We start from the raw sequence: 13,175 nt of genomic DNA, 5'->3' as shown, positions 1-13,175 counted from the left end.
GGTTTCAATTTATTCGAAAGCGATGAACATACCAGAAGAACTATTGTACACTAAAGACCACGAGTGGGTTAAGATTGAAGGAGATGTTGCTACTGTAGGCATTACAGATTTTGCCCAAGGTGAACTTGGCGACATTGTTTATGTAGAAATCGAAACTGAAGGTGACAGCCTTGACAAAGAAGAGGTATTTGGCACCGTTGAAGCAGTAAAAACTGTTTCAGATTTATTTATGCCCCTTTCAGGTGAAGTAAAAGAAGTTAACACTCAGTTAGAAGATGCTCCTGAAACCGTAAATACTGATCCTTACGGAGAAGGCTGGATGGTAAAAATCGTAATGAGCGATACTTCAGAAGCCGATGGACTTCTTGATGCTGCCGCTTATAAAAGTCTAATTGGTCAATAGACCTAAAGTTGAAATTTTGTTCCTGAAACGATTCTGGCCTAGCCTGCTTTGGGCAGCAATTTTAGGCTATTTGATGCTTTTGCCTCAAGATGCATTTCCTGACTTAAAGCTGTTTTCTTACGATAAAATAGCCCATTTAGGAGTGTTCGCCATACTTAGCTGCGCGCTGATGTATGGTTTCAAACCAAGCAAAGGCGACAAATCGCATATGAACAAAATGAAGTACATTTCGTTAACTATATGTATAGTTTACGGATTAGTTTTAGAATACTTGCAAAATTTTATTCCGGGTAGAATGACTGACGCATACGATTTATTGGCAAATACAGCTGGAGCTATTGTAGGTGTCGTAGTTTTTTCTACTTTTATCAAAAATTAACTTGTGATTCTTGAACTAATATTATAGTTTTAAAATCAAACGAAAAGAAATTATGGAAGCTAAGAAGACTGAGTCAGCAGACTTGAACAGAAAGAGGTACCTCTTTCTTGGGATTGGTCTATTGATTAGCTTAGGTGTTACTTTAGCTGCCTTCGAGTATAAGCAATACGAAAAAGGTGAACTAATGGACCTAGGTCAAGCGGTAGACGACTTTGAAGAATTGACAGAAATACCACCTACCGAGCAACCACCGCCACCACCACCAAAAATTCAGCAACCTCAAATTATCGAGATTCCTGATGAGGAAGAAATCGAAGAAGAAATCGAGATTGACCTTGACGTGGAAGTAACGGAAGAAACTGAGGTAGAAGAAATCGTATTCGAAGCTGAACCAGAAGAAGAAGAAGCAGAGCAAATCTTCATGGTAGTTGAAGAGCAAGCTCAATTCCCTGGCGGACAAGGAGAGTGGAATAAATTCTTGAAAAAGAATTTGAAGTACCCTCGCCAAGCAACCAGAATGGGTATTGAAGGAGCTGTTTACCTTTCATTCGTTGTGGATAAAGAAGGAAGAATTTCTGACATCCAAGTAACACGTGGTATCGGAGGAGGATGTGATGAAGAAGCCAAAAGGGTTCTTGAAATGTCTCCAAGATGGGAACCAGGTAAACAAAGAGGTAGAGCCGTTAAATCTAGAATGGCTATTAGAATTGTATTCAGATTGAAATAATATTTATAAGGCCTGTTCATTCAGGCCTTTATTTGGTCTTATTTAACTAAAAATATAGTTATTACTTCAAGTACCTCCTTAAGCGCTATGCGCTTTTTTAACTAATCTTATAACTAAAACAATAGTTTATGGAAGCCAAAAAAACAAACTTCGCTAATATTCAGAATAAAAGATTTCTATTCTTAGGCATAGGCCTTACTTTCAGTTTAGGTTTAGCCCTATTGGCATTTGAATGGAAAACTTATGACCCTACTGGCATCAAAGATTTGGGATCTTATATTTCAGACTTTGATGAAGAATTTGACATCCCTCCTACTGTTATCGATCCCCCTAAGCCACCAGTAATTTCACAGCCAAAATTGATTGAAATACCTGATGATGTAGAAATTGATGAGGAAATCCCCTTCGAAATAGATGTAGAAACATCAGAAGAAATGATTGTGGACGAAATTATATTAGAGAATGATGAAACCGCTGAAGAAACACATGATGAGATCGTTTTTGCTGAAGAGCAAGCTTCTTTTCCTGGCGGTAGAGAAGCATGGAATAAATATTTGAAAAAGAACCTAAACTACCCTAGACAAGCGGTTAGAATGGGCGTACAAGGCTACGTGTATCTTTCCTTTGTCGTAAATAAGGAAGGTAAAATTTCAGATGTTCAAGCAACCCGTAAAATTGGAGGCGGTTGCGATGAGGAAGCCATTCGCGTATTAGAATCATCTCCTAATTGGAACCCAGGACTGCAAAGAGGTAGACCTGTAAAATCTAGAATGGCGATTCGCGTTCAATTTACCCTGAAGTAGCTCTATTTTTTTGAACTGTGTAACTAAAAAAATAGTCAATCATGAAAAATAAAAAGAAACCTTCAGTTGATGAACATAACAAGTATAGCCTCTTTCTTGCTTTGGGGCTTTGTATAAGCTTAGGACTTTCCCTGTTCGCTTTTAAGTTCAAAACCTATAATGGTTTAGATAATTTAGTTGTCGAACCATCGGTTTGGGAAAAGACAGATATCGAGATCGTTCCTATTACCATACAAAAACCATCACCTCCACCTCCTGTTCAGTATAAGATTATCAGTATACCAGACGATGAAGAGCCCGAAATTGAATTTACAACCATCTGTTCCTTTTATGAAGACGACATTCTCAGTGACGTTGACTTTGAACCCATTAAACCTGAAGAAACAGAAACACCTTTTATTGTTACTGAAGAGCCAGCTACATTTCCCGGTGGTAATTCAGCGTGGAGTAAATTCCTAAAGAAGAATCTTCATTATCCCAGATTCGCTCAAAAGAATCAAATTGAAGGAAGAGTTTTCTTAAGCTTTATAGTAGACGCTGATGGCAATATTTCAGATATTAAGGTTATGCGTGGTATAGGTGGTGGTTGTGATGAAGAGGCAGAGCGCGTTCTTGCAATGAGCCCTAAATGGAATGCAGGTAAACAACGTGGTAGCCCTGTTAAAGCCCCTATGTCCATTTCAATCGTATTTAAACTTAAATGAAAAAGGGAGGTTAAAACCTCCCTTCCTTATATCACATTCAGTAATTGTTCTTTGATCTTTTCCAGCTCATCCTTCATACAAACTACATGACGCTGCATTGGCGCATAATTGGCTTTGGAACCAATCGTGTTAATCTCCCTTCCAATTTCCTGAGAAATGAAATTTAACTTTTTTCCTTGTGAATTCTCTTCCTCTAGTATCTCAAGGAAGTAATCGAGATGCGCTTTCAGTCTAACGAATTCTTCACTCACATCAAGCTTCTCTAAATAATAGATCATCTCTTGTTCAAAACGATTTACATCAAATTGATCGGAATTCAGCAACTCATTTTGGTGGTTTCTAATTCTTTCTTTGATCGCAGTGACTCTTTCACCTTCAATGCCTTTAATATCATTTAAGTAACCACCTATATTGGCAATATAAGCCTGAAGTTCCGATTGAAGCTTAGCGCCTTCCTGCTCCCTAAACTCATTGCAATGATCGATAGCAGCCTGAACGTTAGATTTAGTCAAATCCCATTGTTTGTTCAGAACATCTTCATTGAAGCCAGAACCAAGCATCACATCAGGGCTATGTAACGCCAATCTGAACAAGTCGTCTGTTTTAGCATCTACTTGACCAGCCAACGCTTCATACTCTTTGTAATAAGCCTTAAAAAGCTCATGATTCACCTCTTGTTTTGACGCATTTACGTCATCACTCGAAAGCTCTATGTTGACAGCCACTTTCCCTCTTACCAACCCTGCATTCAGCATGTTTCTGATCTCGAGTTCCTTTTCCTGCAACTGCTTTGGCAAGCGTATTTGAGCATCAAGAAACTTTGAATTCAATGAGCGAATTTCAACACTCACCTGCATATCTTCTGTTTGAGCCTTTGAAAGGCCATATCCCGTCATTGATTTGAGCATGTGCTTCGAATTTAAATGCCCGTGAAGTTAGGCATTTCATCATTAACATTACTAGAAATCGTGGCCAATAGAAAGCTGAAGCCTAGGGTTTTGGAACTCATAATCTCGAATTGGCCAAACCACATCAATTCTAGAGAAGAAACCGAACAACATGGTGCGCGTTCCTACTCCTAAACTTTGAAGCCAAGGATTACTGAAGTTGTTAATTACAGCTTTGAAAGGAGAACCATCCGGCTGAATCTCCTCTGTATTCAAATTATTCTGTCTATTAAATGGAGATAAGTCATCCCATGCGGAACCTATATCATAGAACCCTAAAAATTGTAGGTTCTTCACGAAATTAGATTTGGTGTTTCCTGATGCAAGAAACTGATTCACAGGCAACCTTAATTCCGCTGAGAAAGTCATTGTATTCCTACCTCTGAATGTATTGTAGTCGTAGCCTCTCAAATTGGTGAATTGGTTGAACAGGATGTCGCTGTTGTCATACAAAGTTTGGAATCTCAACGGATTATCATCTCCAGGAGAAGAATTGGTTTTATTCAACACCCAATTATCTACACCACCCAACAAATAGCGCTTAGGAGAATTTCCAGCATATCTTCCATAGAAGAACCTTCCTGCCAAATACACCCCTGTGGAAACCCTGAAGTAATGCCTAACATCTAATTCCAAATTATTGAAACTTTCAGCGTATTGGCTCAACTTGATATGGCTTTCGTAGCTAAGTTTAGCCCGTGTTCCTTCGTGAATATTAGTTCCTCCAACAATACTGTTATCATATACCAAACTTGCATTGAAGCCTGCGTAATTGGCAGCTTTTTCAGCAATTGCACCTGGTGTAGGATTCACAATCAACACAGGGTTTGAATCTATATATCTAGTTTGGCTAAAGAATGGAGAAAGTTCTATTCTAAAATTTGGAGTTCCAGCCACAGCCGCTCCCACTTCAAACCTATTTAGGTTATAACGTTGAGCATCTCCGCTACCATTATTACTCTGCCTTACAATTGACTTTCTATAATATTTGGTATGCAAGTCAATTCTTTCTTTTAGGTAATCATATTGTAGGAAAGCATCGAAACCGCTACTGAAATTATAGGGCACTAAAACCCCACCTTTAAATCTGTGATTCTCCAATAAGTCATTCATTTGAACCTCAATAAGCTGTGAGAAAGACCTGATTTCGTCAATCACAAAGCTGGTAACCACGTTATCTGTCTGGAATTTCGGAGCATAAGCCAGCGGTCCCTGCAAAGCGTTTTCAACATTTCTATTCTGATAAATGCTCAAAAAAGATTGTTGTTGCTGAGGTGCCTGACTTTCCTCGGTTTCAAACTTATAATCTTTAGAATCTACCTTAGATTCGTTTTTAAAGACATAATTTTCGGTATTGATAGCTCCCTCTTTTAGCGAATCCAATTCCTGCGCTTTAATGGTAGTCTGTTCAATAGGCTGAACTTTTGCAGTATCTACCACGCCCTCTTTAATCAATCTTTTCCTTCGTATTTCCGCTAAAATCTTTGCGGTTTCTTGTGCTCTTCTTGGAGTTACAGGTGTAAATGCCTGCTGTAGATAGGCCATGCTTTCCAAATAGATTACATCATGTCCTTCTTTTAGCGAAACAAAAGCGATCTGATTGTTCTTCAAATCCAAAGAGAAACTCTTCATTCCAACATTGTAATTGCTGAGCTGATTGCTTACACTATCTCTTTGATGATATCTGTATAGATTATTAATACCCTGCTGATCGCTTAGGAAATAAATATAACCATCGCCTCCACCCATTGGCTGAGACTCCACGGCCAGCGCATTAGTAAGCTTATCGAATGTGCTATCTACAACATCTAAATCGTAAGTGAATAAATTGAATTGGTTCACGTTAGCATCTTTCATTTCTGAAGGTCCAGCAACATAAACACTGTCCGTTGGGCGGTTTGAAGTGAATACCACCACGTTGGATTCAGGCATAAAACTGATGTCTCTATCATCGAAATTATCATTGCTTATGCGCCTTACCACACCTCTGTTTACCTGAAAAAGATAAGCATCACTAACTCCATTTAAGGAACCTGTTAGCACTGCCAATCGGCCACCCTCTTTAAATTCAAAGCTTTGAATTTGCGCTACAGTTGGAATATATAGCACCTGCTCGCCTCGGCTTCCTAACCTTTTTATCGTTACCATATTCCTTCCATATTCATTGGAAACAATACCGAGCGTAAACTCATCGACCCAGCTGAGTAGAGGATAATTGTAATTGACCTCTTGGTCTAACAACTTAAGACCTTTTTTGTAGATAACCTTTTCTTGCTTGTTCTCTAGGTTGATTACACGCACTTCGATTTTGCCCATATCCATAACGGAATAGGCCAGAAATGTACCTTCACGATTGAACTTCACATGCCCAATCTGCTCCATTCGAGAAAGTTGGGTTGAAATCACCTTGTCATCTGGCGGAGTAACATAACTCTGAAGAATAGCTTGGTTTTGTTGAGTGTAGAATGCCCTCCACTCTTTTAAGAACTGGCCAAAAGGAACGCCTAAAGTCTTTGCTATACTTGCTTCTTCATCTCGAATAATTCGAGCCAAATTCAAAATATTGGAAACACTTCGTTGCCCGTAACGCTGAACAATGAAATTCCAAATCGATTCACCTAACAAGGTATTCGTTTCCTTATTGAACTTGTTGAATTTAATCTCTTGGCCTTCCTTTGAACTGATCAACTCGCGGGCAACATCATCCGAATCCTTGCTCCATCCATAGGCTACATAGGAAGAAATTCCTCGGGTAAACCAAACAGGAATGGGACTGCTAAAAGAAGACTGAAACATTTCGGCTATATTTCCTCCGAAGAGCATTTCTTCAATCAACATTTCAGACACACTGAAAATCAATTTATCATTAAACGAAGTGAAATCACCTGAGTAGGCAACTTCAACCTGAGACTTTACAAAGTTGGTTTGACCACCAACACTGAAATCTTGAGCTTTTAAGCCCACGTTGCTTTGTTGCTTATCGGCAATGGAATTATAAAGGAAAATTCGAATTTTAGAATAAGGAAAATACCCTACAATTTCTGTTACTCTGCTAAATTCTAACTCCAAAAATTCGATCGTCTTCTTTGCAAGGTTTTCACCCCCATCGTAGTAATAAACCTGAAAATTGTTGGTTTCGTAATACTGCCAGTTAAAGTATTTGTACTGAATTCTGTTCTTCCCAAACTCTTCTCTAGAAACCTGAGCATGGGCCTGTGAAGTAAGGCCTAGCAGACCAATAATGAATAAGCAAAAAACAGAGGTTAATCGTAGAGTACTCAGCATATAGTTTCTTTACAGAAAAGACTTTTAAGTTAACGAAAAAAAACGCTCAATATTGACCTCGGCATCCAAGGAATTGCCATTAATCAAATGATTGGTCATTTGGTTGGCATAAAAAGGAATTAACGACACTCCTTTGGTGCCAAATCCATTGAAAGCCAACAACTGACTTTCCTTAGGATGTTGACCTATAATCGGCCTTCTATCTTTTGTTGCCGGCCTTACTCCGGCTAGCTGATCTACAATTTCGTATGGAAATTTAACCAACTCCTTCAACTTAGCATTTAACACACTTTTCGCACCTTCGGTTGGAATTTCATCCAAATTTTGATGATCATAAGTGGCGCCCACTTTACACAAACCGTGCTTTTGAGGAATTACGAAAACTCCTCGGTTGTGGATTACTTCTAATTCTTCCTCAGTTTTGATAATCAACAGTTCACCCTTTACAGGCCTTAACGGAATCCAATTGAAGTATTGTTGTTCAAGCGCTTTATGACCATTACAAAAGATCACAGCTTTGGCTTTCATTCCTTTGTAGGTGACGTCCGTTTTGGATAACGTTAACTCATCCGCGTCAAATAATTCACGAGAAAGGTATTTCTTCTTTTGAAGCCACTCTGCTGATGCCTTCAGCAAAGCAGAGGTGTCTAAAAAGCCAGACTGATTGAGTAGAAGACCACCAAAATCGTCATTTACCTGACTTCCATAAGCAGATCGATTGTGGACTGACTTCAAAAACTGACCATAATCGATATCAGCGCTTTTGCCCATCCATTCATTTAATTCTTCAGCAGAAATAAATGGCCTATAAATCGGAATATCATTGATGAACGAACCATCGATTCGGCTTTCAAAATCAGGGTAATAACTAGTTAAGTAGCCGAAAAGCTCTTCAGCTTTCCATGTTTTAACCATTACACGGCCTGTAACTGGATTGTAAAGGCCGCCTGCAATTTTAGAACAGTTAGAAAGTGCTGGATCATCATAAACCATCACCGAACAACCCGCGCTAATCAAATGATCGGCCAAGATACTTCCTGCCAATCCCTGCCCCACAATAATGTAATCCACAGCCATGGTTCGAATTTAAACCAACATTTTTTGAATAATGGCTATTATTAAATGAAATTTGGCAAAAAGCACTTTACATGATTCAAATCAAACCCTTCACCTTCAACCCATTTATGGAAAACACTTATGTGTTGTTTGATGAAAGCAAAAAAGCGGTAATTATAGACCCAGGTTGCTACGAAAATCACGAACAACAAGAGTTGGTGAAATTTATTGAAAGTGAAGATTTAAATGTTCAGTTGCTACTCAATACACATGGCCATATTGACCATGTTTTAGGAAACAGTTTTGTGAAAGATCGTTTTGGCGTTGAATTTTGGATTGGTGAACATGACTTGGATACGCTTAGGTCAGTCAAAGCTTATGCGCCAAGCTATGGCTTTCAGCAATATCATGAGGCTGAACCCGATCATTTTCTGAAAGAAGGAGACACGGTAAGTTTTGGCAATAGCACTTTAAAAGTTTGGTTTACGCCAGGTCATGCACCTGGGCATATTGTTTTTGTGAATGAAGAAGAAAACATCTGCATCGGTGGCGATGTTCTTTTTCAAGCCAGCATAGGCCGAACTGATTTACCGGGAGGTGATTTCGACACATTGATTGACAGCATTCATAACAAGCTATTTCAGTTTAGTGATGAAATGACCGTTTTCCCAGGTCATGGCGGCCCAACAACGATTGGAGAAGAAAAAATATCGAACCCTTTTTGCGCAATAGCCAGATAAATGCAACAAATTAAAAAAGCAATTCCGAACCTTTTTACCCTAGGCAATTTAGCCTGCGGAGCCATTGGCATTATTCTTTCTTTTCAGGGGGAAATTGAAACGGCATGCTACCTTATCTGGCTTGCAGCAGGTTTCGATTTTCTGGATGGCTTTTTAGCGAGAATGCTTAAAGCTCAGTCTGAAATTGGCAAACAGCTCGATTCGCTAGCCGATTTAATCACTTTTGGGCTTTTACCTTCCATGCTCTATTACCATATGCTGAAAGGCCATATTGAAACTCCATTAGAGTTTTCAGGGATTTTAATTGCTCTTTTTTCTGCCCTCAGATTGGCTAAATTCAACATAGACGAAAACCAAAAAACGAGTTTCACAGGCCTTACCACTACAGCAAACGGCCTTTTCACAAGTACACTTCCTGTAATTATAATAGGTGATAGCTTTTTAAGCGAATTCTTCGCCAATCCCAATGTAATTTTGGTTTGTGCAGTGATATTCTCATTGCTTATGGTTGCGCCAATTACTCTGCTATCTTTCAAATTCTCTAATTTTAGATTTGCGGAAAACTGGTCTCGCTTTCTACTCATCATCTTAAGCATTGCACTCATTGCCATTTTACAGACTGCGGCTGTGCCAGTTATCATTGTGGTTTATATATTGCTGTCCGTTGTCGATAATACGGTAAATAAGAAAGCTTCATAAAAAACGTTGAGCATTTGATCATGTGCCGTTTTTCACTATCCAAACTTATTTTTATTCCTGTCGCATTTTTCGTCTTAAATGCGTTGAGCTTTGCTCAAGAATCAAGCGTTTTGAGCAGCGGGCAATGGGTTAAAATGAAGTTCACCGAAAGTGGAATTTATAAAATAGATCGTTCTACTTTATCAGAAATGGGTTTCGATGTGAGTTCCATCGACCCGAGAAACATAGGCATCTTCGGAAACCGAGGCGGCATGTTGCCACAGCCCCTTTCCATTGAACGCGAAACAGATTTACACGAAAACCCAGCCGTGGTTAAAGGGGAAGAAGATGGTGTTTTCAATGCAGAAGACTACATTTTATTTTACGTTGACAATCCCAATGAATTGACTTTCAATCCCCAATTGAACCTCTATGATTGGACAAAAAACCTTTATTCAGAAGAAATCTATTACTTCATTACCATCAAAAATGAAGACGGATTAAGAATTGCAAATGGCTTGAATTTGGGCAGTAACCTACCCAAAATTACACTCTACGATCAACTGATTGCTCATGAAAAAGACATCGAAAACATTCTGACTTCTGGAAGAGAATGGTTTGGCGAGAGTTTTATTGATCAAAATCCAATCAGCTTCAACTTCGATATCAGATCCCCAGCTCCAAACCAAGAAATCGGATTTCAGATCAAGGCAATGTCCGAAGCTTACGTAAACACTTCAATTGAAGTAAAAGCAGAAGATCAGGTTTTGGGCGAGCTACAGATGATCAATATCCCCAATGCCAGATATGGAGTAAAAGCCAACGAGCAAACCAGAAATTTCAAGCTTTCAACGAATCAAATTGCGGATCAAACCTTCAATTTACAGTTTGAATATGACAACGCGGGCCAATCAACAGCCTTGGCCAGATTGAATTCGTTCGTCATTTCAATTCCCTCAGAACTTTCATTCACCAATGCTCAAACTCCCTTCAATAGCCGATATGCAACTGCGGGAACCAGCACTTTTAGCATAAAAAACACAAATACTGAAATGTTGATTTGGGATGTTTCCAACCCCGTAGAAGCAGTAAATATCCCTTATCAAACCAACGGAACTGTCGCTACGTTTGGCGCCTTTACAGATCAAATCCATGAATACATCATGTTCGATGCAGGTTCAGCGAATAGCGTTCAGGATTTTGAGTCCATCAATAACCAAGATTTACATGGAATTGCTGTGCCCGACTTGGTAATTGTTTCTGCTCCAGAATTTTTATCAGAAGCCGAAAGGTTAGCTGATTTCCGAAGGAATCATGACGGTTTAACTGTAGTTGTTACTTCTCCTCAAGAAATTTACAATGAGTTTTCTTCAGGCAGGCAAGACATAACAGCCATCCGCGATTTCATGCATTATTTAAAGTCCAAAAGCGACAAACTGAAATATCTCTTACTCTTTGGCAAAGGATCTTACGACTATAAAGACAGAATTGAAGAAAACACGAATTTTGTCCCCACCTACGAATCGAGAAATTCAATCCACCCACTTTCTACATATTCCTCAGACGATTATTATGGCTTTTTAGAAGAAACCGAAGGCGAGTGGAAAGAGAGTTCTTCGGGAGATCATACTTTAGATATTGGCATTGGCCGAATTCCGAGCACAACCATTGAGCAAGCAAAAACTGCGGTAGATAAAATCATTTCTTACCAAACCGCAATTAAAAGCATCGGTGACTGGCGAAGAAGAATTGTGTTTGTTGCCGATGATGGCGACAACAACTTACATCAAAGAGATGCCGATAAGCTTGCCACTTTGGTAGATACTTCTTACGCTGATTTTAATGTTCGAAAAATATACTTGGATGATTACGAACAATTGAGAAATCCAAACGGAGAAACTTCTCCTGCTGCCCAAAAGGCCCTGTTAGACGCTGTTGAAAAAGGAGTTTTGATCTTGAATTTCACAGGACATGGTGCGGAAACGGATTGGATGCAGGAGCAAGTTCTTACTGAAGAAACCATTCAAGAATGGGAAAATCTTGACAAGCTGCCTTTAGTGGTCACAGCTACTTGCGAATTTGGAAGAAATGATGACCCAGCTATTTTTTCTGGCGCAGAAAGGCTTTTACTAAAGTCAGATGGAGGAGCCATTGCAATGGTCACGACAGCCCGTCCGGTTTTCTCTTCTTCAAATTACAACCTCAATCAGGCTCTATATGAAAGCGTACTGGAAAAACCAGAGGGAAAATTCCAGCGCTTGGGAGATGTGATTCGCTACACCAAAAACAATGCGCTTAACGGAGCCAACAATCGAAATTTCATTCTATTGGGCGATCCCAGCATGCGACTGAGTTACCCTAAAAATGAAATTGTAATTACGTCCTTAAACGGGAATATTCCCGATGGAAAAACAGACACTCTAAAAGCGCTTCAAAAGGTTAGAATTATAGGTCAAATTGAGTTTGAGGGCCAGCTACTTCAAAACTTCAATGGCGAATTAAACTTTAGCCTTTACGACAAACTCACTGAGCAACAAACTTTAGGCACAAGCGGTGATCCTTTTTACTTTAAAGAAAGAAGCAGTCTCCTTTTCAATGGAAAAGCTCGCGTAAGAAATGGTCAGTTTAGGGTAGAATTCGTAGTTCCGAAAAACATTAACTACCAATACGGGCAGGGCAAAATGAGCTTATATGCCTATGAGAAAAACAGCTTGGAAGATGCCTTTGGTGCAAAAATAGACTTCACTTTAGGTGGAACAGCGGAAAACATTGATGGAGACAATCTACCTCCACGCATCAATGCCTTTATGAACGATTCAACTGCCATTTCTCCTTTCATCGTGAAAAAAGATGCCAATCTTCTGCTTAAACTCTGGGATGAGAGCGGAATCAATATTTCGCAAAGCGGCATTGGCCAATTTCTTTCTGCTACTTTAAACGACAGCATTACCTACAACCTGAACGATTATTTTGAAGCCGCAATTGATGATTTCACCCACGGGGAAGTTCTATTTCCACTGAGAAACTTACCTCTGGGGCACAACCAGATAGAAGTAAAAGTTTGGGACAACCATAATAATTTGGCAAAAAGTATAGTTGAATTTGAAGTGACGGGAGAAAATTCTACCATAATCACAGAAATAAATTCGTATCCAAACCCGTTGGTAGATCAGACCGCGTTTAAAATCGCTCATAACTGCGCAGGTGAAGCGTTGGAAATCGTGGTTGACATTATCAATGCCAGAGGTGAAAAGGTAACATCGATTTATTCTGATATAGAAAATGCCTCGAACACCGAAAGTTTGAACTGGGACGGAACCAATAATGTAGGCGCAAAATTGACCAAAGGCATCTATGTTTACAATGTTACTTTAAGGTCGAAAAACAGCGGTAAAACGCACACAAAGCGCAAAAAACTTATTATTTCATATTAGCTTTATAATAGTATCTTTG

Annotated in this window: 11 protein-coding genes; 8 read left to right on the top strand and 3 right to left on the bottom strand. The window is 39.3% G+C overall.

The annotated features are described in order from the left end of the window. The first annotated feature begins 22 nt into the window (after window positions 1-22). The 5 genes from gcvH (at window position 23) to ACXACJ_RS02125 (ending at window position 3,016) form a co-directional block, all read left to right on the top strand. On the top strand, window positions 23-403 hold the full coding sequence (gcvH, locus tag ACXACJ_RS02145) for a glycine cleavage system protein GcvH (protein WP_475132618.1): 381 nt from the start codon (window positions 23-25) through the stop codon (window positions 401-403). 16 nt (window positions 404-419) lie between these two features. Beyond that, complete coding sequence (locus ACXACJ_RS02140; RefSeq protein WP_475132617.1) at window positions 420-782, top strand: VanZ family protein; 363 nt, start codon at window positions 420-422, stop codon at window positions 780-782. A gap of 52 nt (window positions 783-834) precedes the next feature. Then, a complete protein-coding gene (locus ACXACJ_RS02135; protein ID WP_475132616.1) occupies window positions 835-1,509 on the top strand; it encodes an energy transducer TonB in 675 nt (224 codons plus the stop codon). Window positions 1,510-1,637: 128 nt separating this feature from the next. Continuing rightward, window positions 1,638-2,312 carry an energy transducer TonB gene (locus tag ACXACJ_RS02130; protein WP_475132615.1) on the top strand — a complete coding sequence of 225 codons (675 nt, stop codon included), beginning with the start codon at window positions 1,638-1,640 and terminating at the stop codon, window positions 2,310-2,312. Window positions 2,313-2,353: 41 nt separating this feature from the next. Beyond that, window positions 2,354-3,016, top strand: a complete 663-nt coding sequence (locus tag ACXACJ_RS02125) for an energy transducer TonB (protein ID WP_475132614.1) — start codon at window positions 2,354-2,356, stop codon at window positions 3,014-3,016. A gap of 26 nt (window positions 3,017-3,042) precedes the next feature. Here the strand turns inward: ACXACJ_RS02125 and ACXACJ_RS02120 are convergent, their stop codons facing one another. From ACXACJ_RS02120 to ACXACJ_RS02110, 3 genes are read right to left on the bottom strand one after another with little or no spacing between them, the layout of a single operon-like run. Further along, entirely contained in the window at window positions 3,043-3,924 is an 882-nt protein-coding gene (locus ACXACJ_RS02120; RefSeq protein WP_475132613.1) for a YicC/YloC family endoribonuclease, read from the bottom strand. 51 nt (window positions 3,925-3,975) lie between these two features. Beyond that, window positions 3,976-7,248 (bottom strand): TolB family protein, encoded by a 3,273-nt coding sequence (locus ACXACJ_RS02115; protein WP_475132612.1) that lies wholly within the window; start codon window positions 7,246-7,248, stop codon window positions 3,976-3,978. A gap of 24 nt (window positions 7,249-7,272) precedes the next feature. After that, window positions 7,273-8,325, bottom strand: a complete 1,053-nt coding sequence (locus tag ACXACJ_RS02110) for an NAD(P)/FAD-dependent oxidoreductase (protein ID WP_475132611.1) — start codon at window positions 8,323-8,325, stop codon at window positions 7,273-7,275. Window positions 8,326-8,396: 71 nt separating this feature from the next. Here ACXACJ_RS02110 and ACXACJ_RS02105 point away from each other — a divergent pair, with 71 nt between their 5' ends. The 3 genes from ACXACJ_RS02105 to porU are packed head-to-tail and all read left to right on the top strand — an operon-like array spanning window position 8,397 to window position 13,156. After that, a complete protein-coding gene (locus tag ACXACJ_RS02105; RefSeq protein WP_475132610.1) occupies window positions 8,397-9,044 on the top strand; it encodes an MBL fold metallo-hydrolase in 648 nt (215 codons plus the stop codon). Then, window positions 9,045-9,743 (top strand): CDP-diacylglycerol--serine O-phosphatidyltransferase, encoded by a 699-nt coding sequence (pssA, locus tag ACXACJ_RS02100; protein WP_475132609.1) that lies wholly within the window; start codon window positions 9,045-9,047, stop codon window positions 9,741-9,743. Between the two features lie 20 nt (window positions 9,744-9,763). Further along, window positions 9,764-13,156, top strand: a complete 3,393-nt coding sequence (porU, locus tag ACXACJ_RS02095) for a type IX secretion system sortase PorU (RefSeq protein ID WP_475132608.1) — start codon at window positions 9,764-9,766, stop codon at window positions 13,154-13,156. Window positions 13,157-13,175 lie beyond the last annotated feature (19 nt).

The organism is Roseivirga sp. AWQ4_251, assembly GCF_056158225.1.
The sequence above is the reverse complement of the archived record's forward strand: the minus strand, read 5'-3'. Positions and strand labels throughout refer to the sequence as shown.

What these genes read in the sequence shown, in the direction of transcription:
- gcvH (WP_475132618.1), top strand. Translation starts at nt 23, where the DNA reads ATGAACATACCAGAAGAACTATTGTACACTAAAGACCACGAGTGGGTT.
- ACXACJ_RS02135 (WP_475132616.1), top strand. Translation starts at nt 835, where the DNA reads ATGGAAGCTAAGAAGACTGAGTCAGCAGACTTGAACAGAAAGAGGTAC.
- ACXACJ_RS02130 (WP_475132615.1), top strand. Translation starts at nt 1,638, where the DNA reads ATGGAAGCCAAAAAAACAAACTTCGCTAATATTCAGAATAAAAGATTT.
- ACXACJ_RS02125 (WP_475132614.1), top strand. Translation starts at nt 2,354, where the DNA reads ATGAAAAATAAAAAGAAACCTTCAGTTGATGAACATAACAAGTATAGC.
- ACXACJ_RS02120 (WP_475132613.1), bottom strand. Translation starts at nt 3,924, where the DNA reads ATGCTCAAATCAATGACGGGATATGGCCTTTCAAAGGCTCAAACAGAA.
- ACXACJ_RS02115 (WP_475132612.1), bottom strand. Translation starts at nt 7,248, where the DNA reads ATGCTGAGTACTCTACGATTAACCTCTGTTTTTTGCTTATTCATTATT.
- ACXACJ_RS02110 (WP_475132611.1), bottom strand. Translation starts at nt 8,325, where the DNA reads ATGGCTGTGGATTACATTATTGTGGGGCAGGGATTGGCAGGAAGTATC.
- ACXACJ_RS02105 (WP_475132610.1), top strand. Translation starts at nt 8,397, where the DNA reads ATGATTCAAATCAAACCCTTCACCTTCAACCCATTTATGGAAAACACT.
- pssA (WP_475132609.1), top strand. Translation starts at nt 9,045, where the DNA reads ATGCAACAAATTAAAAAAGCAATTCCGAACCTTTTTACCCTAGGCAAT.
- porU (WP_475132608.1), top strand. Translation starts at nt 9,764, where the DNA reads ATGTGCCGTTTTTCACTATCCAAACTTATTTTTATTCCTGTCGCATTT.